This is a genomic window from Streptomyces sp. NPDC015661 (assembly GCF_043077765.1).
Classification (GTDB): domain Bacteria; phylum Actinomycetota; class Actinomycetes; order Streptomycetales; family Streptomycetaceae; genus Streptomyces.
In genome coordinates, this window is sequence record NZ_JBIBST010000011.1 from 214,329 (window position 1) to 234,073 (window position 19,745).

Consider the following 19,745-nt stretch of genomic DNA (forward strand, 5'->3'; position numbering starts at 1 on the left):
GTGGAGCGCCCGATGCAGCTGATCCCCCGTCATGACCCGCACCTCGTCGTCCGCTCGACCGGCGGTCTCACGGTCGCCGCCCTCCGGGGCGAGCTCGACCTCGTCCTGGTGCGGCACCTGCGGCCCGAGCTCGACGCGCTCGTCCGGGAGTCCGACGCCCTGACCGTCGACATCCGGCGCCTCACCTTCTGCGACGCCACCGGGCTCGGACTCCTCGCCCACTGCGCCGGGCGCATGCACCGGCGCGGAGCGCGCTGGCGGCTCGTCTGCGACCAGCCGTGGATTCTGCGGCTCATCCGGCTGACCGAGCTGAGCGACGTCCTCCGGCCCGAGGCGGGACCGGCGGATCTCCTCGATCAGCCGGGCGCGATGGGGCTGCCGGTCCCGGTGGGGCAGTCGGCTCCGCTGGGTCAGCCGGCCCCGGTCGGGCTGTCGGCCCCGCCCGTCCCGCCGCCGGTCGAGCCCGGCGTGACGAGACCCGTCTCGTAGGCGGCGATCACCGCCTGCGCCCGGTCGCGCAGCCGGAGTTTCTGGAGGATGCGGGCGACGTGGGTCTTCACCGTCGCCTCGCTCAGCCGGAAGCGCGCGGCCAGTTCGGCGTTGGTGTGGCCGCGCGCCAGGGCCTCCAGGACCTCCAGCTCGCGCGGCGTGAGCGTGGCCAGTTCACGGTGCGGGGCGGCCGGGCGGGGCCCCGCCCCCGTACCGGACACGGCGAAGCGTTCCACGAGGCGCCGCGTGATCGCCGGGGCGAGCAGGGCGTCCCCGGAGCGGACCAGCCGGACCGCCGCCGTCAGGTGCTCGGGGGTGACGTCCTTGAGCAGGAAGCCGCTCGCGCCCGCCGCGAGCGCCGCGTACACGTACTGGTCGAGGTCGTAGGTGGTGAGGACGACGACCCTCGGCGGCGTCGCGGTCCGGTCGGCGAGGATGCGGCGCGTGGCCTCCAGGCCGTCCGTGCCGGGCATCCGGATGTCCATCAGGACCACGTCCGGCCGGGTCCTGCGGACCTCCGCCACGGCCGCTTCGCCGTCGGCGGCCTCCGCGACCACCTCGATGCCGTCGGCGGCGAGGATCATCCGGAAACCGGTCCGCACCAGCGCCTGGTCGTCGACGATCACCACGCGCGGAGCGTCGGCCACGGTCACGGAACCTCCCACGGAATCACCGCACGGACCCGGTAACCGCCGTGCGGGCGGCTGCCCGCGTCGAGCGTACCGCCGTACACCGCGAGCCGTTCCCGGAGTCCGAGCAGCCCGTGGCCGCCGCCCGGCTCCGCCGTCCGCAGCCTGCGCCCGCCGGTGTCGGACACCTCCACGCGCAGTCGGCCATCCCCGTACTCCACCGTCACCGACACCCGCGCGCCCGCCGCGTGCTTCACCGCGTTCGTGAGCGCCTCCTGCACCACCCGGTAGGCGGCCAGATCGACTCCGGCCGGCAGCTCGACCGGGACGCCCCGCACCGCCACCTCCACCGGCACCCCCGAGGAGCGGACCCGGTCCGTCAGCTCCGTGAGCCGGTCCAGGCCCGGCTGCGGGGCGAGCGCCACGTCGGCGGCCGGATCGGGGCCGTCCGCGGCCATGGTGAGGAGCCCCATCACGTGCCGCAGCTCCGACATCGCCGTCCGCCCGGCCGCCTCCACCGCGAGCATCGCCTCCCGGGCCAGGTCGGGCGAGGAGTCCAGGACGGTGCGCGCCGCACCGGCCTGAATCGTCATCATGCTCACGTTGTGGGTGACCACGTCGTGCAGCTCCCGGGCGATCCGGGACCGCTCCGCCTCCACCGCCCGCCGCAGCGCCGCCTCCTGTTCCGCCCGCAGCGTCCGTTCCCGCTGCCGCCACAGATGGACGCCGTGGGAGGCGAGGGCGAGCGGGAGCAGGACGAGGACGGGCACCAGGTCGGTGTCGACGGCGGGGACCAGCGGGAAGACCGCGTAGAGCAGGGCGCCGGCCAGGAGCGAGGCCAGCACCGACTTGCGGTGCGGGCTGTACATGGCCGCGCTGTAGGCGGCGACGAGTCCGGAGGCGAAGGTGATCCGGGTGGCGTCGTCGGCGGCGTCCCCCAGGTGCAGGAGCACCGTGGCGGTCGTCACCACCCAGTAGACGGCCAGCGGGAAGCGGCGCCGCAGCACCAGCGGCAGCGCGGTCAGCACCGCCGCCGCCAGCTCCCAGGCCTCCACCGGCGGCAGCAGATGCTCCACGGCGCGCACCGGGCGCGGGCCCTCCGGACCTCCCGGTACGTCCGGGGGCGCGGGCGGGGTCGGGAGCTGCCCGGGCACCCGCGTCTTGCTCCCGGCCAGGTCGGGCCGGAGCTCCACGTACGAGCGGTTCATGTTCCCGACGATGGTGGCGACCGTGAGCGACAGGGCGAGGAGCCCGTCGGCCAGCCACGACCAGCGGGACAGCGGGGGCGGCGCGCCGACGGTCCGCGACCCGCGCAGTCGGCCCATGACTTCCTCGTACCTGCTCACCGGTGCAGTGTGCCAAGCAGGTGGCCGGGGCGAATCGGCCCGGAGGACCAGGGCACCGTCCCGGCGATGTACATCGCGCGGAGGACTCGTCCGCGCCTCCGCCGCACACGGTACGGATCTTCGCCACCGCGGCCGACGCGCCCGAGGGCGGGCCGCTCCTAGCGTCGGTGCGAACCCGACCCGTACCGAGCCCTGGAGGGCCCATGACCCCATCCGAAGCCGAGCCCCTCATCGAACTGAGCGAGGTCGGCAGGACGTACGCGGACGGGCCGGCCGCGCTCGCCGGACTGAACCTGAGCGTGGCGCGGGGCGAGTCGCTCGCCGTCCTCGGCCCCTCCGGCAGCGGCAAGTCGACCCTGCTCAACCTCCTGGCCGGCCTCGACCGGCCGAGCACCGGCCGGGTCACCGTCGACGGGCTCCGCGTCGACGCGCTGAGCGAGACGGCCTCCGCCCGCTACCGGCGCGACCGCATCGGCATGGTCTTCCAGTTCTTCAACCTCCTCGACGACCTCACCGTGCTCGACAACGTGCTGCTTCCCGCCCAGCTCGCCGGCATGGCGCGCGGCCGGGCGGCGGCACGCGCCGCCGAACTCCTCGAACAGCTCGGCGTCGCCCGCCACGCGCGCGTGCACCCCGGCCGCCTCTCCGGCGGCGAGCGGCAGCGCGTCGCCGTCGCCCGCGCCCTGATGAACCGTCCCCCGCTGCTCCTCGCCGACGAGCCCACGGGAGCCCTCGACACCGCGTCCGGAGCGGACGTGCGCGACCTGCTGCGCGCCCTCAACGCCGACGGCCAGACGATCGTCCTCGTCACCCACGACCTCGCGCTCGCCGAGGCCTGCGCGACACGCACGATCGAGCTCGTCGACGGCCGCGTCACCCGCGACGTCCCGGCGGTGGCCCGATGAGCGCGCCCCGGGCAACCGGCGCCATCGGCCGGGTCGTACGCGCCGGCGTCGGGCGGCGCCGTACCCAGACCGCCGTGATGGTGCTGACCACGCTGCTGTCCGTCGCCTCGGCCGTCCTCGCGCTCGGCCTCCTCGTCGCCTCGGGCGCTCCCTTCGACCGCGCCTTCGCCCGGCAGCACGGCGCCCATCTGACCGTGCGGTTCGACGGTTCCGCCGTCACGCCGGAGCGGCTCGCCGCCACCGCCCGCGCGTCCGGGGTGGCCGCGGTCTCGGGTCCCTTCGCCGTCACCTCCCTGCGCCTGAGCGCGGACCGGGCGGCCCCGCCCGGGTTCGCACCGCCGCCGCTGACGGTCGTCGGCCGGGCCTCCGCCGCCGGGCCCGTGGACGCGGTGACCCTGACGGAGGGCCGGTGGGCGACGGCTCCCGGCGAGATCGTCCTGGAGCGGGGATCCGAACCGCCGAGCTCGGGCCCGGGGGCCCGGCTGACCGCCGGCGGCGTCACCCTCACGGTGGTCGGCATCGCCGAGTCGGTCGGCGAGAGCGCCGACGCCTGGGTCGTACCCGGGCAGCTCACGGCGCTCGCGGGAGGACGGCCGCCCGCGCTCCAGATGCTCTACCGGCTCACCGCCGCCGACACCGCCGCGGAGGTGACGGCCGGACGGAAGGCCGTCACCTCCGCCGTACCGGCGGGAGCGGTCACCGGCAGCCGCTCGTACCTCGACGTACGGGAGACCGCACGCGAGACCACGGCCGCCTTCGTCCCCTTCGTCACCGCCTTCGCGCTCCTCGGTCTGGCGATGTCGGTCCTGGTGATCGGCATCGTGGTGAGCGGAGCCGTCGGCGCCGCGACCCGCCGCATCGGGATCCTCAAGTCCCTCGGCTTCACCCCGTTCCAGGTGGGACGCGCGTACGTGGCGCAGGCGCTGATCCCGGGCACCGTCGGAGCCGTCCTCGGCGTCGCCCTCGGCAACGTGCTCGCCGTCCCCCTCATGGCGGAGGTGGCCGAGGTGTACGGCACGACGGAGGTCCTCGTCCCCCTCTGGGTGGACCTCGTCGTACCGGCCGGCGGGCTCGCCCTCGTGGCCGCCACCGCCTTCGCCCCCGCCCTGCGCGCGGCCCGGCTGCCGACCGCGGCGGTCCTCCGCGTCGGACCCGCCACCGGCGGCGGCCGGGGCCGCGCGATCCGCGGCCTGTTCGGGCGGCTGCCGCTGCCCCGGCCGGTCACGCTGGGACTCGCCGCGCCCTTCGCCCGCCCCGCACGGGCCGCGAGCACGGCCGCGGCGGTGACCTTCGGAGCCCTCGCGGTGACCTTCGCCGTCGGACTCGGCAGCACGCTCGTCGCCGTCAAGACCGACGGCGACCCCGACCGGGGCGGCGACGTCACCGTCCACACGGTCTCCCTGCCCCGCGGAAACGAAGGCGCGGCGGGCGGGGCGCCTCCCCTGCCGGGGAAGCCCGCCGACCCGGCCGCCGTGGCGAAGGCGATCGCCGCGCTCCCGGGGACCGGCTCGGCGTACCGGACGGCCCGCACCCAGCTGGACGTGGCCGGTCTCAAGGGCGGCGCGCCCCTCGTCGCGTACGAGGGGGACACGGCGGGCAGCCGTCACACGATGGTCTCCGGGCGCTGGTTCGGGGCCACGGGGGAGGCCGTCGCGGCCACCCGGTTCCTGCGCGCCACCGGGGTCCGCGTCGGGGACACCGTCACCCTTTCCGAGCAGGGCCGCACGGACCGGGTCCGGATCGTCGGCGAGGTCTTCGACCTGGGCGACGACGGCATGACCCTGCGCACCCCGGCGGCGTCCGTCGCCGCGCTCCACGCCCGCTACCAGCCCGCCGACTTCGCCGTGACCGTCACCGCGGGCACGGACGCGGCGCGTTACGCGAAGAGCCTCGACGCGGCCGTGGCGCCGCTCGGCGCGGAGGCCGCCGTCACGCAGGGCAGCAAGTCGAGCGTCATCCGGGCGATGCAGGCCCTGATCGTCATGCTCACCCTGATGCTGGTCGCCGTCGCCTGCCTCGGCGTGCTCAACACGGTGGTCCTGGACACCCGCGACCGCGTCCGTGACCTGGGCGTCTTCAAGGCCCTGGGGATGACCCCGCGGCAGACGGTCGGGCAGGTCCTCACCTCCGTCGGGGCCATCGGTCTCGTGTCGGGCCTCGTCGGCGTGCCGATCGGCGTGGCCCTCCACGGCCGGGTGATGCCGGCGATGGGCCGCGCGGTCGGCACCACGATCCCGCCCGCGGACATCGACGTGTACGGCACGCCGCTGCTCGTGCTGCTCGCGACGGCGGGCGTGGTGATCGCGACCGCAGGCGCGCTGCTGCCGGCGGGCTGGGCGGCCCGTACGTCCACGGCACGGGCGTTGCGGGCGGAGTAGGAGCGGAAGGCCCGATGGGGCGCCCGGCTCCCCGGCCCGGGGGCGCTGGGCGCCTCCCCGGCCTGCCCCCGGCCTGCCCCCGGCCTGCCCCCGGCCCGCCCCCGCCCGGCTCCCCGCCCGGCTCCCCGCCCGGCTCCCCGCCCGGCGCCCCGGACGTCCCGCCGGTCCGCCGCGATACCGTCGCCGCATGTCTGAAGTCCGGTTGACCACGCCCTCCTTCCTCGTGCTCGGCATCATCGACAAACTGGGCGAGGCCAGTCCGTACGACGTCAAGGTGGAGGCCGCGCGGACGGTGGCCCCGTTCTGGTCCATGCCGCACGCGCAGGTGTACGCGCAGTGCGACCGGCTCCTGGAGGCGGGGCTGCTCTCGGAGGTGCGGCAGCCGGGCGGCCGCAACCGGCGCCTGATGAGCCTCACCGAGGAGGGCGCGGCGGCGCTGCGCGGCTGGCTGGCCGACCCCGCCTTCGTCCCGGTCGAGGCCCGAGAGCGGGGCATCCTCAAGCTGTGGTTCGGCGCGAGCCCGCGCGTCCACGCGCCCGTGCAGATCGACGAGCACCGCAAGACCCTGGACGAGTACGAGGGACTGGCGGACGAGGTGGGCGCGTTGCTGACGCGCGGGCAGCGCGAGGCGCTGGAGTTCGGCATCCGCTATGAGCGGATGATGGTCGATTTCTGGCAGTGGGTGGAGAGCCGCGAGCCCTGAGCCCGCCAACGACGGCTTGTTACCGACCGGTTGACCCCGGTCGCCCCTCGCCCTACCTTCACCCATAGTCCAGAAGGGACTATGGGTGAAGGGGGAACCGCCATGGCGCGCACGACCGGCACGAGAGGGGGGTGGGGGAGGGCGGCCACCCTCGCGGTCACCGTGGTCTGCCTGGCGTACGCGCCGATCGCCATGACCGAACTCTGGCCGTACGCGAGCCCGGGAGCCCCCGCCGTCGGCGAGTGGCTGCTCGGCCGGTCCGTGTCCCCGGAGTTCGTCGCCGAGGCCGTGCGCGACCGGATGGGCCCGTACGGACGCAGCCTCGTCCCCCTGATCGTGCACTCGGTCCTGGGCGGCCTCCTCATGCTCCTCGGCCCGGTGCAGCTGCTCTCCGCGGTCCGGCGCCGCATCCGGCTCCACCGGATCACCGGGACCGTCTTCGCCGTCACGGTGTACGTGTCGATGGCGGGCGCCGCCGTCTACCTGGTGCGCACCCCGCCGGCGGAGGCCTTCAGCGGGGCCGCGTTCTGGATCGTCCTCGCCACGATCCTGGCCGGCACCGTCGGCAGCGTGACCTTCGGGATCCTCGCCGCCGTCCGCGGCTTCCCGGACCTCCACCAGCGCTGGCTGCTGCTCTGCTACGGCTTCCTGATGACCGCCCCGCTGCTGCGGCTCGAATGGGGCCTCCTGCCCTCGCTCTACCCCGGGCTCGACCTGCGCGACATCAACCGCGTCGCGATCATGCACCTCGGGGCGCTCGTCTCCTTCGGCGCGCTGCTCGCCTCCCGCGCCCTCGACCGGCGTGCCGCCGTCCCCGGTCTGACCGGCACCTGGTGCCCGCTGCCGGTACGGGCGGCCGCCCATCTCGCGGGCGGGGCGGGCCTGGTGTGGATCACGGTGGCGTTCCTCGACGAGGGAACCGCCGGGCGGCGACTCCTCCTCGCGTACCTCGTCCCGTACGCCGTGACGTACGCCGTCATCGCCGTCCGGGCCACCCGCGCCGGCTCCCGGGGTGCGCACTGGGCGCGCGAGGAGTGGTCGCTGCACCTCGCCGCCCTCTGCCTGGCCCCCGCCTTCTCGGCGGTGACCGTGCCCGTACTGGAACGGACCCTGGGCCTCGACCGGATCACGGCACTCGTCGCGGGCGTCGGCATCGGCTGCGGCATGCTCGCCTACGCGGCCGTCACCGTGGTGAGCCTGCGGATCCTGTACGCACATGAAGTCCAAAAGCGGCAGCGGGAGTTCGCGGATCTGTCGACGGCTCCGGCGGAGGCCCGGGTCACGGCGGCCACCGCTCCGGAAGGGGGCCGGGGATGAGCGTCGTTCCGCAGGAGACGGCCGCCGGCACCGGCCGGGCACTCTCGCCCGCCGTCGTGGTCCTGAGCGGTGTCGTCGGAGGCATCAGCGCCACCGTCGGCACCCTGCTCGCCGTGGCGAGCCTGACCGGACACGCGGCGGGCGCCTGGGTGTCGCCCGAGGCGCTCAGCCCCGGTCTCGTCGGGGCGGCCATGGCGGGCGTGGCGCCCGCGCTGTTCACGGTCGGCCGGGCCCGTGTCTGGGAGGAGGTCCGGAGCCTGGTGCTGCCGCTCGCGATCGTCCTCGTCGGCCTCTTCACGGTGACCCTGCTGAACGCCGGAAGCCTCCAGGCGGTCCGCGGCGGCCCGCTGTTCCTCGCCCTGTTCAGCCTCGGCTGGGTCGCCACCCTCGGCGTCCTCGCCCTCGCCGCGCTGGGCTGCCTGGCCGCGCAGTACCGCAGCAGGCCCGCGGGCGACGGGCCGAATGGCCGGCGTCCGGTCGCCCCGCTGCCCGCCTGGTCGAAGCCGCCGCTCGCCGTGGTCGGTTCGGGATGGCTCGGCATCGGTGCCGGCCTGCTGTTCTTCCCGGCGTTCTGGGGCGCCCTGCTCCCGTGGACGGTGAACCGCGCCGACGCGCAGGGCCTGGGCGTGTGGGCGCTCGCGCTCGGCGTCGGCGTCCTCGGTTCCCTGGCGGAGGACGACCTGGCCCGTATCCGTCCCGCGCTCAAGGCCGTCCCCGTGGTGGCCCTGGCCCTCGCCGTGGTCCTCGCCGCCCGCGCTGCCGCGGTCGACTGGACCTCGGGCCCGGGAGCCGCCCTCGTCGCCCTGGTCGCCGGACTCTTCACAACGGGCACCACGGGCCACTGGCTGCTCGCCCGATCCGCCCGGCGGGGCGAGGCGCTCCAGGGCGTGTGTCGGAAGTGATCCAGTGACCTGGGTCGGAAATTCTTCGGCGGGCCGCCCGGCTTTCAGGTGCAGCCGTCAGCGGAGTCAAGACGAGCCGCACCAGGGTCACCAGCCGACGGAAACAACCCGGTCGGGCCTACCGTTTGGGGCGATGGTCACTTCGTGGACCGCGCCTGCCCGGGTGGTCATGCGCATTCGGTCGGAAGCCGCCCACACGGTCTCGCTGAGCGCATTGTCTTCGGAGTCGCCGTTGAAGCAGCCGCCCCTCCATCGGCGTTCCAGCGGCGGTTTCCCCTGGTCGACGTAGACGCACCGAACCGGGTCAAGAGAGCCGCTCCGCGCCACCACGAGCAGCCTGCGGTCGCCGCGATCGGCGGCAGGCTCAGTCTTCACCTCCTCCTCCGAGCCACCGAACACAGCCGAGACAAAGCCGCCGAGAAGCAACGTCGATGCGCCGATGACGAGCAGCGTGGTGACCAGAGGCACGCGCAGTGAGGACTTCGTCAGCCCCAAGAGGACTGCCCCGGTCAGCGCGGCCAGGGCGAGCCGTCCCAGCGACAGGACGTACTCACGGATCCCGATCAAGCGGACGGCGAGCTGGTCGTAGCGCGTGGTGGCAACAGCGTGGTGCCGCTCGAGCCGGTTGATCCCGCACTCGAGCGCGTGGCGCTCGCGGTGGTCGGCCGGGTCGAAATGAGGCGGCCGACGCGTCCGCCGGTCCGACGGCGTGGCGCCCTAGGACCGGTCGGACTTCCACTCGTGGGCGAGCTGGCCGAGCAGGATCTCGTCGAGGAACTCGCCCAGGACCCAGGCCGAGGACCGCAGCACGCCCTCGCGGACGAAGCCGTTGCGCTCGGCCGCGCGCAGCATCGCGTGGTTGTCCGCGAGCGTCTCGATCTGCAGCCGCTGCAGGCCGCGCACGACGAAGCCGTAGTGGCAGAGGACCGCGACCACGTCGGTGCCGTAGCCCTTGCCGCGGGCGGACGGCAGGAGTCCCAGGCCGATGTGCGCGAACCGGTTGTGGTTGTCGATGCCCCAGAGGTTCGCGCTGCCGATCAGCGTGCCGCCCTCCAACTCCACGATGGAGAAGGAGACGTTCCGCTCGTTGGTGTCGTCCACCACGAGGCGCGGGTCCTTCGAGCCCGGCGTGATCGGGCGCCACGGCGTGCTGTCGGCCCGCGAACCGTTGACCACGTCGTCGAAGAGCTCGGTCCGCAGGATCGGGATGTCGTCCTCGTGCCGGGCCCTGAGCCCGATCGTCGTACCTCTCAGCATGCAGGCTTCCTATCGGACCGGACTCGCCGCCCGCAAACGAATTCGGCGCCCCCCGCCGCTCACAGCCGCAGGCGCGGCGCCTCGTCGTCGGGGGTGTCCGGGCTCGCGAAGTGGAAGGGCACGGCGAGGTGTTCGGCCAGCGCCCGGCCGACCAGGGCGGCGGCCGCGGCCTCCGGGTGGAGCGCCTTCTCGTTCCGCGCGTCGCCCAGGTACCGTACGGCCGTCTCCCGGTAGATCGTGGCGAGATGATGCTCGCCCGCGGGCTCGGCGGTGATCGCGAGGAGGAGCACGAACCAGTCGTGGACGGTGTCGCCGTCCCAGATCGCCTCGACCGCGGCCACGGGCCCGGGGCAGCCGGCGGCCCGTGCGACCAGCGACTCCAGGTCGAGGGGGCTCAGCGGGGTGCGCGCGATCCGGTCGCCGTGGTGGAGATACCGGTCGTGGACCACCTGCTCCGCCTCGTGGAGACCCAGACCTCGGCTCCGGCAGATGTCCAGGACGACGCGCACCGCGCGGAGCCGGGCGTCCTGGAGGACGTACCCGTCGACCTCGGCCCGGATCCCCTCCGGCAGCAGTGCCCACCACTCGGGCGTCGTCGACTCGGCCATGCGGACCTCCCCCTCTTTCCGGCCAGTGAGGATACCCGCAGGTCCGGGGCGCGGGCTCGGGTGAAATCCCGTGGCGGGCACGGCCGGTGGGCGTGATGATGACCGGATGACCCAGCGCGCGCAGCCCGTGGATGCCCTGATCGTCGTCGACGTGCAGTCGGCCTTCGTCACCGGCGCCGGGGCGGTGCCCGCCGCCGAACGGCTCGTCGACCGGACGACCGACCTGATCGCCCGGGCCCGGCGGGACGGGGCGTTCATCGCGCACCTGCAGAACGACGGGCCGCCCGGTGCCGAGGACGAACCGCACACGCCCGGCTGGGAGCTCCACCACCCGGTGCGGCCCGGCCCGACCGAGGTGGTGATCCGCAAGCCCCACGACGACGGCTTCGAGGAGACCGATCTCGGCGCGGTGCTCGGTGCGGCGGGGGTACGGGCGGTCGCCGTCTGCGGCGTGATGTCGGAGATGTGCGTACAGGCCACGGCCCGTACGGCCCTGGCGCTCGGCTACCGGGTGGTCGTCCCGCACGACGCGCACGCCACCCAGGACATCCCGGCGGCGCCGGGCATCAGCGAGGCCGTGCCGGCCGTGACGGTCTCCCGCGTCGCGGCGTACGCCCTCGGCAGCGACGCGGAGACCACCGTCCCCGCCGCCGACGTCACCTTCACGGCCCCGAAGGCGCCCTGACGCCGCGTACGCCTCGCCGTCGTGCCGACGGCCAACCCGCCTTGCCGTTGTGCCGGGCCGACCCGCCTTGCCGTTGTGCCGGGCCGACCCGCCTTGCCGTCGTGCCGGGCCGACCCGCCTCGCCGTTGTGCCGACGGCCAACCCGCCTTGCCGCCTTGCCGTCGTGCCGGGCCGACCCGCCCCGCCGCCGCGCCCGGCCACCTCGGCGACGACCGCCCGGTGTTGCCGGGGGCTGGAAGGCGCGGTGCCCCTGCGGTTGCCCGGCTCCGCCCTTGTTGCGCGGTCTCCCCGCGGCGGACGCTGGGCACGCACGCGTCCTCGGCGAGAGGCAAGGGGGACCCCGGATGAGGCATGTGCCGTTCTTCCGCTGGGTGGTGACGCTCGGTCTGGTTCTGATGGGGTGCTCGTTCGTCCTGTACGGGGCCGTGCCGGACTCTCCCGGCGGCGGGCTCGGCGCACTGGCCGACGGACTCGGGACCGGCGGGTTCCTCCTGGCGGCCGGTGGCCTCGCCGGCGGGGTGATCCGGGCACGGCCCCGGCCGCGTGGCGTGCACCGGCGCCCCGGCCGCCGGGCGGAGCTGATGCGGGACGTCGCCGCACTGGTGACTCCGGGCCACCGCCGGGTCTTCCGCCGGGCGACCCGGCTGGGGGAGACCGCCGCCCTCGTGGCCCGGGACTACCGGCACGCCGTGGACGCGGTCCGTACGGCGTGGGCCCCTTCGCACCGGGCCCTGGTGGACGCGGAACTGGCCCTGATGCCGGTCACCCGGCTCAAGCGGGTGGCCGGCAGGGCCTTCCCCGCCGGGGAGCTGGCCGAGCACGGCGTGCACACCGTCCGGGACGTGCTCGACGCCGAGGAGTGGGGCCTCGAACACGCCGGGGTGAACCGGCGCGTCGCGCGGCCGGCGGTCGCCGCGGCGCGAAGGCTCGCCCAGGAACGGGCCAGGTCCGTGACGGTACGGATCGAGGCGGACGGGCCGGAGGCGGGCACCGCCGCGGTGCTCGGCGCCCTCAGGGTCCTGGTGGAAGCCGGGCCGCGGGCGAAGGGGGCGGCGGAGCGCGGTGAGGCCCTGGCCGCGCGCCTGGACACCCTGCTCGCCGAGTCGGCACCGGCCGTCCGGTTCGGACCCATGCTGACCGCGGGGCCGCGCCGGATCCGGCGCGCCAGGGCCGCCCTCGCCGAACTGCGCCGGCTGCTGGACCGCGCCGAGCGGGACGGCCTCGCCCAGTCGTTCGCGCAGGCCTCCGTCGACCTGCTGCGCGGGCCGGACGCCGATCCCGCCGGACTGGCCGCGTGGGTCGACTTCACGTCACGGCCCGAGAAGTACCACGCCCTTCTCTCGAAGTTCGCGGACCGGAGCCTCTCCTGGGCCGACTGACCGGAATCCCGGCCAGGACCGCCCTCGGCGCGCCTCAGCCCCGTGGCTGCGGAATCCGTGAATTGCATAATTCTGCAATTACATACATCCTGGTCCCGCTGCGCCCGCAGGTAGCCGCGGGCGCAGCACCCCGCCCACCCCGCCGGAGGAGAGCCCGTGCCGGTCCCGCTGTACCAGGCCAAGGCCGAGTTCTTCCGGATGCTCGGCCACCCGGTCCGCATCCGGGTCCTCGAACTGCTCCAGGACGGTCCGATGCCCGTACGCGAGCTGCTCGCGCGGATCGAGGTGGAGCCCTCGGCACTCTCCCAGCAGCTCGCCGTGCTGCGCCGGTCCGGGATCGTGACGTCCACCCGTGAGGGATCGACCGTCGTCTACACGCTCGCGGGCGGCGACGTGGCCCAGCTGATGCAGGCCGCCCGGCGGATCCTCACCGAGATGCTCGCCGGACAGGGCCAGCTCCTCGCCGAACTCCGCGAGAGCGAGAGCGAGCCCAGGAGCGAGAGCAGGAGCGAGAGCGGGAGCGAGAGCGGGAGCGAGAGCAGGAGCGAGAGCGGGAGCGAGCCCAGGAGCGAGACCGGCGCGGGCGTGGGCCGGTGAGCACGCCCGTGGCCGGGGCGTGGCGCCGGGTCCGTGCCCTGCTGCCCGTCCGCGAGGACCTCGTCGCGATGACCCGCACCCCGCGACGGGACCTGGTCGCCGGACTGACCGTCGCCGTCGTCGCCCTGCCCCTCGCGCTCGGCTTCGGGGTCTCCTCCGGCCTGGGCGCCGAGGCGGGCCTCGTCACCGCCGTCGTCGCCGGGGCGCTCGCCGCGCTCTTCGGCGGCTCGAACCTCCAGGTCTCCGGGCCCACCGGCGCCATGACCGTGGTCCTCGTCCCCATCGTGGCCGCGTACGGCCCCGCCGGCGTGCTCACCGTCGGCCTGCTGGCCGGCCTCATGCTCATCGCGCTCGCCCTCGCCCGCGCCGGACGCGCCATGCGCTACGTCCCCGCCCCCGTGGTGGAGGGTTTCACCCTGGGCATCGCCTGCGTGATCTTCCTCCAGCAGGTGCCGAACGCCCTCGGCGTCGCCCGGCCCGAGGGCGAGCGGGTCCTCGCCGTCGCCTGGCGTGCCGTCGAGGCCTTCGCCGCCGCCCCGAACTGGACCGCGCTCGGACTCTCCGCGGGCGTCGCGGCGGTCATGCTGGCCGGCGCGCGACTCCGGCCCGGCCTGCCGTTCTCCATCCTCGCGGTGATCGCCGCCACCCTCGTCGTCCGCGTTCTCGACCTGCGGGACGCCACCCCCATCGGGGACCTCCCCTCCGGTCTCCCCGCTCCCTCCCTCGCCTTCCTCGACCCCTCCGCGCTGTCCTCGCTGCTCGCTCCCGCCGTCGCGGTGGCCGCGCTCGCCGCCCTCGAATCTCTCCTCTCCGCCACGGTCGCCGACGGCATGACGGTGGGGCAGCGGCACGACCCCGATCGCGAGCTGTTCGGCCAGGGCCTGGCCAACCTGGCCGCGCCCCTGTTCGGCGGCGTGCCGGCGACCGCCGCCATCGCCCGTACGGCGGTGAACGTGCGGACCGGCGCCGCCTCCCGGCTCGCCGCGCTCACCCACGCCGCCGTCCTCGCGGTCGTCGTCCTCGCCGCCGCGCCGCTCGTCTCCGCGATCCCGCTCGCGGCGCTCGCCGGGGTCCTGCTCGCCACCGCGATCCGGATGGTCGAGGTCGGCTCGCTCCGCGCGATGGCCCGGGCCACCCGCTCCGATGGTGCCGTCCTCGTCCTCACGGCCGTCGCCACGCTGGCCCTCGACCTCGTGTACGCGGTGATCATCGGCCTGGTGGTCGCGGGCGCCCTCGCCCTGCGCGCCGTCGCCCGGCAGGCCCGGCTCGACCGGGTGGACCTGCGGTCCGAGCTGCCCGGCGAGCACGGCGACGAGGAACACGCCCTGCTCGCCGAGCACATCGTCGCGTACCGCATCGACGGCCCGCTGTTCTTCGCGGCGGCCCACCGCTTCCTCCTGGAACTCTCGGAGGTGTCGGACGTGCGGGTCGTCGTCCTGCGCCTGTCCCGGGTCACGACGATGGACGTCACGGGCGCCCTCGTCCTCAAGGACGTCGTGGAACGGCTCGACCGCCGCGGCGTCGTCGTGCTCGTCTCCGGGGTGCGGGACGGCCAGCGGCGCGTCCTCGACTCGGTGGGCGCGCTGGACGTCCCGCGCCGGGCCGGACACGAGTACGCCACGACCCGCGAGGCGATCGCCGGGGCACGCGCCCACCTCCAGGGAGCGGGCCTGCTGCCCGCCCGAGCCTCCGCTGTGACCCCCGTACGAGAGGGATGACGACACCCATGACCATCGAATGGCGCTACACCGTCCAGCAGGAGCTCGGGGTGCTGTCCCTGGCCGGGTTCCTCGGGGCCGACGCCGTGGGGCGGTTCACCGGCGCCGTGGGCTGGGCGGTCGCGCGCGGCACCGGACCGGTCGTCCTGGATCTCACCCGCCTGCGCGGCTGGTCGGTGGGCGGACAGCTCGCCGTCGCCGAGGCGGCCGTACGGCTGCGGGCCGTCGGCCGGAGCCTCGAACTGGCCGCGATCCCCGCCGACGGCTCCCTCGTGCCGGCCGGCGACGAGCCCGCCGTCCCGGTCCACCGCGACCTGGCCGCCGCGCTCGCCGCCCACCGGGGCACGGGCACCGAGCAGCGCGCGTGGCACAGCGACGCGTGGCCGACCGCCTGACCCGATCTGGCCCGACCCGACCCGACCTGACCCGATCCGGCCTGCCTGACCCGACCCGACGTGACCTGCCCGACCGGCCTGCCTAGACGGGATCCGACCTGCCTCGACGGGATCCGGCCTGCCTCGACGGGATCCGACCTGACGGCTCTTGTCCGCCCCGTGTGCGTCCCGCCTGCCCGCAGGGGTGAGGATGGGGGCATGGTGCAGAGTGCTGGGTCGACGCGAGGCGCGGTGTGGGTGCGATGAGTACGCCGCTCTACCAACTGAAGGCGGAGTTCTTCAAGACGCTGGGGCATCCCGTGCGCATCCGGGTCCTGGAGCTGCTGAGCGAGCGCGAGCACGGGGTGGCCGAGATGCTGCGCGACACCGGTGTCGAAGCGGCGTACCTCTCCCAGCAGTTGGCCGTGCTGCGCCGGGCCAACCTGGTCGTCGCCCGCCGCGAGGGCACGGCCGTCTACTACGCGCTGACGAGCCCGCAGGTCGCGGAGCTGCTGCGGATCGCCCGTACGATCCTCTCCGGCGTGCTCGCGGGCCAGGCGGAACTCCTCGCCGACCTCCGGGCGGGCGGCCCGGCCCGCCCCTCGCGGGAAACGGCTCCGTGACCGCCCCCGCCGTCAGTCCTCCGACTCCGGCTGGATGCCGGCGAGGAGGTTGAAGGCGCCGGTCAGGAGGTTCAGCGTGACCACGCCGACCACCTCGGCGATCACCCGGTCGCTCCAGCTGTGCGCCCGCACCTCGGCGACGTCCTCGTCGGAGAGGGCGCCCGGTTCGGCGAGGACCCGCAGCGCGAGGCCGATGAGGGCGGCCTCGCGCGGGTCGGTCGACGTGCCCTGACGGGCGAGTTCGACGTCGGTCTCGGTGAGTCCCGCCGCACGGCCCGCGTCGCGGTGCGCCTCGCGGCAGGTGCCGCAGCCGATCCACTCCTGGACGGCGAGCGACAGCTTCTCGCTCAGGGCGCGCGGGATCTTCACCCGTTTCATGGCGCGCGAGAGGCCGAGATAGCCGTCGAGCAGGGCGGGCGAGTGCGCCATCGTGGACACCATCTCGCCGACCGAACCGTGCCGTTCGACGATGTCGGTGAGCAGCTCGCGTGCGCGGCCGGGGGCCTGCTCGGGGGCGAGCGCGGTCAGTCTTCTCGTGGTCATGGAACCTCTCCTCCGTATACCCTTGGGGGGTATAACGCGGGGATGGGGGGAGAGGTTCCCGAGCCGCCTGAGGTACGTGTGCTGGTGGGCCGGCCTCAGTCGCGCCGGGCGTGTGGCACAGGACGGGCGAGCGCCGCGAGGTAGTCGTGGAGCAGGGCGGTGCGGGCGAGCGGGGCGACGAGTCCCACGTATCCGTCGGGCCGGACGAGGCACAGGTCGTCGGGGTGCCAGAGCCTTCCGGCCTCGACGCGGTCCCGGGGCGTCACGGGCAGGATCCGGACCGGCGCGGAGAACCGGACGCACGTCTCGTGCAGGGCGTCGAGCACCCGGGGCTCGGCCCGGGCGGCGTGCAGGAGCAGCGTCCACCACTCGTACGCGAGGAGGGTGTGCAGCCGGCGGGCGACGGGACTTCCGCCGGCGGTGACTCCGGCGTCCGGAACGCGGTCGCCCGCGCGCGGGCCGCGTCGGCGGTGCCGGGCGGGGTGGTGCCGGGACAGCGCGCCGCCCCGGTGCTCGCGGCGCAGGTCGCTCGGGCGCAGGTTGCCCAGGCGCAGGTCGAGCGGGTGCCGGAAGCCGCGCCGGGCGAGGGCGCCGGGCACCGTGGCCGTGAACGCCCGGTGGCCCAGCGGGGGCAGGGGCGGCTCCATGAAGTCGAACCGCGTCTCGCGGATGTACCGCGCCGCCGTCCGCCGCTGCTCCTCGTCGTACGTGTCGAGGAGCCGCTCGTCCGCCTGCCCCCGGTGCACGGCGGCGAGCTTCCAGGCGAGGTTGTGGGCGCCGAGGATGCCGACGTTCACGCCGTGGCCGCCGACCGGGGCCCAGGTGTGTGCCGCGTCCCCGGCGAGCAGCGCGCGGCCGTGGCGGAGCCGGGCGGCGGCCCGGTCGACGAAGCGGGCCCGGTTCGTCCGGGGCGGCTCCGTCGTGTCGAGGCGGAGCCCGGGCATCCGGGCGGTGTCGGCGATCAGCTCGCGCAGTTCGGCCATGGTGGGAGCGGCGGGCGGGGTGGGGTCGGGACCGTCGCGGAAGCAGAAGAAGAGGAAGCCGCCGCCGGTCAGTGGGAAGGCGAGCAGCGAGCGGTGCGGAGCCAGGAAGATGTGTCCGCGTCCCGGCCGTTCGCCGAGCGACCGCGTGGGGCGGGCCCTGCCCTGGACGACCTGGAGGCCGGTGCGGCGACGGCCCTCGAAGGCGATGCCGAGGCGGTCCCTGACGACACTGGCCGTGCCTTCGCAGCCGACGATCCACGGAGCGGCGGCGGACTCGACCCCGCCGTCCCCGTGGCGCAGCGTGAACGCGGCCCGGTCCTCGTGGAGCTGGACGTCCGTCACCTCGGTGTTCCACTCGACGCGGGTCCCGAGCCGGGCGAGTTCCTTGCGGAGGAGGCGGGCGATGTCGTGCTGCTCGATGGTGAGCGGGCGGGCGTGCGCGGAGAGCGCCCAGCCGGTGGTGAGTTCGCCGAGGAACCGGTCGCGCGCGTGGATCGTGACCGCGTCCAGCTCCACCCCGTGGTGCCGGAGGAGCTCGCCGACCCCCAGGGCGTCGAGCGCCTCACGGGCCCGCGCCCAGATCACCAGGGCACGGGTCTCGTGCCGGGCGGCCGGCGCCTTGTCCACGATCCGCACCCGCAGCCCCAGCCGGCGCAGGGCGATCGCGAGTGTCAGTCCGACCGGTCCGGCCCCGACGACGCACACGTCCACGTCCTTGCCTGTGTCCACTCGGCCCCCGCTTTCCGCTCGCGCTCCTTTGGTGGTCAGGGTGCGGGCGGAGCCCCGGCTGGGACAGGGCGTGCGACGGAGTGTTGGAGTCACTGCGACCAGGCGGGATGACCACCTGTGCATCATCTGGTCGGTTTGGGTGACGATAGGCGGAATCCGGTCGTCCGCAGGTGGCCGGTTCACGACAGCGCGGACGGTCCGCCTCGCGTCCGGGCGAAGCGCCCCGGGGTGGTGCCCACGATCCGCTTGAACGAGCGGTTCAGATGCGACTGGTCGTAGAAGCCGGTCGCGGCCGCCACGTCGACCGGCGGCTGCCCGTCGAGCAGCAGCCGCCGGGCCCGGTCGATCCGCCGCGCCGTCAGGTACTGGTGCGGTGCGATGCCGAAGGCCCCGCTGAACGCCCGTACGAGGTGCGCCGGATGGGCGTGGAGCAGCCGGGCCGCCTCGTCCAGCGTCACGCCCTCGACGAGGTGCGCGTCCAGGAGCTCCCGCAGACCGTGCGCCGGCCCGGGATCGGCCGCACGCGCGGGCGTGAGGAGCCGCGGCCGCAGATGGCCGCGCAGCCGCTCGCCGATGAGAGCGAGACGGCTCTGCGCCTCCAGCGCGTCGCCCGGTTCCGCGAGCGCGGTGTGCAGCTGCCCGACCCGCCGCCGCAACAGCGGGTCGACCAGGTCGGGCGCGTCGACCGCGGGACCGATGAAGCTCTCGTCCAGCTGCGTCAGGTCCAGATACAGGACCCGCTTCCGGAAGCCGCCGGAGGTGGCGGGCGAGCCGTTGTGCGGGACCTGCGGCGGGAGCAGGGACACGGTGTCGCCGGGAGTGCCGCGCTCGTGCCGGTCGAGGTCGTAGCGGACCGCGCCGTCGTCGACGATGAGCAGCGTCCACACGTCGTGCACGTGCATCGGGTACGCGTGCTCGGTGAACCGGGCGTGGAACACCTCCACGACACCCGGCACGCGCGGGCGCCATGCCGAGACCTCCTGACGGGTCGTCGCGCGGGCCACCATGCAAGGAATGTACAAGACCGCGCGGAGGGGCCGGCGGCAGTCTCGGAGCATGACGACGACCGACCACACCCCCGTACGCTTCGACACCAAGATCGCCGTGCTGCTGCGCGAGGACCTGGAGACCTGGCAGCGCCTGAACGTCACGGCGTTCCTGGTCAGCGGCCTCGGCACGGAACTCCCCGAGGTGATCGGCGAACGCTACGCCGACGCGGACGACACCCCGTACCTGCCGATGTTCCGCCAGCCCGTCCTGGTCTTCGAGGGGACCAAGGAGACGCTGACCGCCGCCCACGGCCGGGCCCTCTCCCGCGGGCTGCCCCGCGCGGTGTTCACGACCGACCTCTTCACCACCGGCAACGACCGGGACAACCGTGCCGCCGTACGGGCCGTGGGCGCGGGACAGCTCGACCTGGCGGGGATCGCCGTGTACGGGCCGCGCAACGCCGTGGACAAGGTGCTCAAGGGCGCCATGATGCACCCCTGAGCGGGCCCGTGGGAGCCCCGGACCTCGCCACCGGCCGGGACCGTTGTCGGTGGCGTGCCGTACAACTGAGAGCGGGGAAAGAGCAGGAC

General features: G+C 74.9%; 20 protein-coding genes and 1 pseudogene. 13 read left to right on the forward strand and 8 right to left on the reverse strand.

Features of this window, described 5'->3' with window-relative positions:
- Positions 1-12: 12 nt before the first annotated feature.
- The gene (locus ACF07V_RS28815) at positions 13-489 is read left to right on the forward strand and encodes an STAS domain-containing protein (protein WP_392158502.1); all 477 of its coding nucleotides are present in this window, start codon (positions 13-15) and stop codon (positions 487-489) included.
- On the opposite strand, the gene ACF07V_RS28820 is transcribed toward ACF07V_RS28815, so the two are convergent.
- Both ACF07V_RS28820 and ACF07V_RS28825 read right to left on the reverse strand, forming a co-directional pair.
- A complete protein-coding gene (locus ACF07V_RS28820; RefSeq protein WP_392158709.1) occupies positions 411-1,136 on the reverse strand; it encodes a response regulator in 726 nt (241 codons plus the stop codon). The genes ACF07V_RS28815 and ACF07V_RS28820 overlap by 79 nt on opposite strands.
- 2 nt (positions 1,137-1,138) lie before the next feature.
- Positions 1,139-2,464 (reverse strand): sensor histidine kinase, encoded by a 1,326-nt coding sequence (locus ACF07V_RS28825; protein WP_392158504.1) that lies wholly within the window; start codon positions 2,462-2,464, stop codon positions 1,139-1,141.
- 203 nt (positions 2,465-2,667) lie between these two features.
- Here ACF07V_RS28825 and ACF07V_RS28830 point away from each other — a divergent pair, with 203 nt between their 5' ends.
- The 5 genes from ACF07V_RS28830 to ACF07V_RS28850 all read left to right on the forward strand — a co-directional run bounded on the left by ACF07V_RS28830 (position 2,668) and on the right by ACF07V_RS28850 (position 8,669).
- On the forward strand, positions 2,668-3,369 hold the full coding sequence (locus ACF07V_RS28830) for an ABC transporter ATP-binding protein (protein ID WP_392158506.1): 702 nt from the start codon (positions 2,668-2,670) through the stop codon (positions 3,367-3,369).
- On the forward strand, positions 3,366-5,747 hold the full coding sequence (locus tag ACF07V_RS28835; RefSeq protein ID WP_392158507.1) for an ABC transporter permease: 2,382 nt from the start codon (positions 3,366-3,368) through the stop codon (positions 5,745-5,747). The genes ACF07V_RS28830 and ACF07V_RS28835 overlap by 4 nt, the downstream gene beginning before the upstream one ends.
- 187 nt (positions 5,748-5,934) lie before the next feature.
- Positions 5,935-6,450, forward strand: coding sequence for a helix-turn-helix transcriptional regulator (locus tag ACF07V_RS28840; RefSeq protein ID WP_392158509.1), 516 nt, complete (start codon positions 5,935-5,937; stop codon positions 6,448-6,450).
- A gap of 102 nt (positions 6,451-6,552) precedes the next feature.
- Entirely contained in the window at positions 6,553-7,767 is a 1,215-nt protein-coding gene (locus ACF07V_RS28845) for a DUF2306 domain-containing protein (protein ID WP_392158511.1), read from the forward strand.
- Positions 7,764-8,669 carry a hypothetical protein gene (locus ACF07V_RS28850; protein WP_392158513.1) on the forward strand — a complete coding sequence of 302 codons (906 nt, stop codon included), beginning with the start codon at positions 7,764-7,766 and terminating at the stop codon, positions 8,667-8,669. Before ACF07V_RS28845 ends, ACF07V_RS28850 begins: the two co-directional genes overlap by 4 nt.
- A gap of 87 nt (positions 8,670-8,756) precedes the next feature.
- On the opposite strand, the gene ACF07V_RS28855 is transcribed toward ACF07V_RS28850, so the two are convergent.
- From ACF07V_RS28855 to ACF07V_RS28865, 3 genes are all read right to left on the reverse strand, one after another.
- Complete coding sequence (locus ACF07V_RS28855; RefSeq protein WP_392158515.1) at positions 8,757-9,236, reverse strand: hypothetical protein; 480 nt, start codon at positions 9,234-9,236, stop codon at positions 8,757-8,759.
- 150 nt (positions 9,237-9,386) lie between these two features.
- The gene (locus ACF07V_RS28860) at positions 9,387-9,926 is read right to left on the reverse strand and encodes a GNAT family N-acetyltransferase (protein ID WP_392158517.1); all 540 of its coding nucleotides are present in this window, start codon (positions 9,924-9,926) and stop codon (positions 9,387-9,389) included.
- A gap of 59 nt (positions 9,927-9,985) precedes the next feature.
- The gene (locus tag ACF07V_RS28865) at positions 9,986-10,534 is read right to left on the reverse strand and encodes a hypothetical protein (RefSeq protein ID WP_392158519.1); all 549 of its coding nucleotides are present in this window, start codon (positions 10,532-10,534) and stop codon (positions 9,986-9,988) included.
- 106 nt (positions 10,535-10,640) lie between these two features.
- Between ACF07V_RS28865 and ACF07V_RS28870 the strand changes: the two genes are divergently transcribed.
- From ACF07V_RS28870 to ACF07V_RS28895, 6 genes and pseudogenes are all read left to right on the forward strand, one after another.
- On the forward strand, positions 10,641-11,219 hold the full coding sequence (locus ACF07V_RS28870) for an isochorismatase family protein (RefSeq protein WP_392158521.1): 579 nt from the start codon (positions 10,641-10,643) through the stop codon (positions 11,217-11,219).
- Positions 11,220-11,563: 344 nt separating this feature from the next.
- Entirely contained in the window at positions 11,564-12,598 is a 1,035-nt protein-coding gene (locus ACF07V_RS28875; protein WP_392158523.1) for a hypothetical protein, read from the forward strand.
- Positions 12,599-12,754: 156 nt separating this feature from the next.
- Positions 12,755-13,093: pseudogene (locus ACF07V_RS28880) on the forward strand (ArsR/SmtB family transcription factor); the annotation flags it as partial.
- Between the two features lie 170 nt (positions 13,094-13,263).
- Complete coding sequence (locus ACF07V_RS28885; protein ID WP_392158711.1) at positions 13,264-14,913, forward strand: SulP family inorganic anion transporter; 1,650 nt, start codon at positions 13,264-13,266, stop codon at positions 14,911-14,913.
- Between the two features lie 8 nt (positions 14,914-14,921).
- Positions 14,922-15,308, forward strand: a complete 387-nt coding sequence (locus tag ACF07V_RS28890) for an anti-sigma factor antagonist (RefSeq protein ID WP_392158525.1) — start codon at positions 14,922-14,924, stop codon at positions 15,306-15,308.
- A gap of 242 nt (positions 15,309-15,550) precedes the next feature.
- Entirely contained in the window at positions 15,551-15,910 is a 360-nt protein-coding gene (locus tag ACF07V_RS28895; protein WP_392158527.1) for an ArsR/SmtB family transcription factor, read from the forward strand.
- Between the two features lie 12 nt (positions 15,911-15,922).
- Here ACF07V_RS28895 and ACF07V_RS28900 read toward each other — a convergent pair whose 3' ends face one another.
- The 3 genes from ACF07V_RS28900 to ACF07V_RS28910 all read right to left on the reverse strand — a co-directional run bounded on the left by ACF07V_RS28900 (position 15,923) and on the right by ACF07V_RS28910 (position 19,172).
- On the reverse strand, positions 15,923-16,453 hold the full coding sequence (locus ACF07V_RS28900; RefSeq protein WP_392158528.1) for a carboxymuconolactone decarboxylase family protein: 531 nt from the start codon (positions 16,451-16,453) through the stop codon (positions 15,923-15,925).
- Positions 16,454-16,548: 95 nt separating this feature from the next.
- Complete coding sequence (locus ACF07V_RS28905) at positions 16,549-18,165, reverse strand: FAD-dependent monooxygenase (protein WP_392158530.1); 1,617 nt, start codon at positions 18,163-18,165, stop codon at positions 16,549-16,551.
- 179 nt (positions 18,166-18,344) lie between these two features.
- A complete protein-coding gene (locus ACF07V_RS28910; RefSeq protein WP_392158532.1) occupies positions 18,345-19,172 on the reverse strand; it encodes a helix-turn-helix domain-containing protein in 828 nt (275 codons plus the stop codon).
- Here ACF07V_RS28910 and ACF07V_RS28915 point away from each other — a divergent pair.
- Positions 19,171-19,656: a DUF2000 family protein gene (locus ACF07V_RS28915; RefSeq protein ID WP_392158534.1), complete on the forward strand. Its 486-nt coding sequence runs from the start codon at positions 19,171-19,173 to the stop codon at positions 19,654-19,656. The two genes, ACF07V_RS28910 and ACF07V_RS28915, sit on opposite strands and share 2 nt — an antisense overlap.
- Positions 19,657-19,745 lie beyond the last annotated feature (89 nt).